A 379-nucleotide genomic window follows, 5' to 3' on the forward strand; every position below is an offset into this window, starting at 1 on the left:
CCATTAACACTATAGGCGACGGCACTGTTGCCAAGACCCCCAGCCAGGAAACCTACGACGCCGGCAGCGCCGTGAGCCTGACGGCAACGCCGGCCACCGGCTACCGGTTCGCCGGCTGGGGCGGCGACGCCTCCGGCACGGCCAACCCCCTGACTGTGACGATGGACGGCGACAAGGCCGTCACGGCCACCTTCGAGGCAATCCCTGCCAGTGAGTACAGCCTGGCTGTGAGCACGACGGGCGGCGGCGCGGTGTCAAAGAGCCCAGACCGCGCGACCTATACGGCCGGCAGCGCCGTGAGCCTGACGGCAACGCCGGCCGCCGGCTACCGGTTCGCCGGCTGGGGCGGCGACGCCTCCGGCGCGGCCAACCCCCTGAC

At 71.5% G+C, this 379-nt stretch carries 1 protein-coding gene; it reads left to right on the forward strand.

The features are described from left to right. Nucleotides 1–379, forward strand: a 379-nt coding sequence (locus I0P70_RS21225; RefSeq protein ID WP_196121139.1) for an InlB B-repeat-containing protein, incomplete at both ends; no start/stop codon positions are given.

Source organism: Pontibacter sp. FD36, assembly GCF_015686655.1.
Taxonomy (GTDB): Bacteria; Bacteroidota; Bacteroidia; order Cytophagales; family Hymenobacteraceae; genus Pontibacter.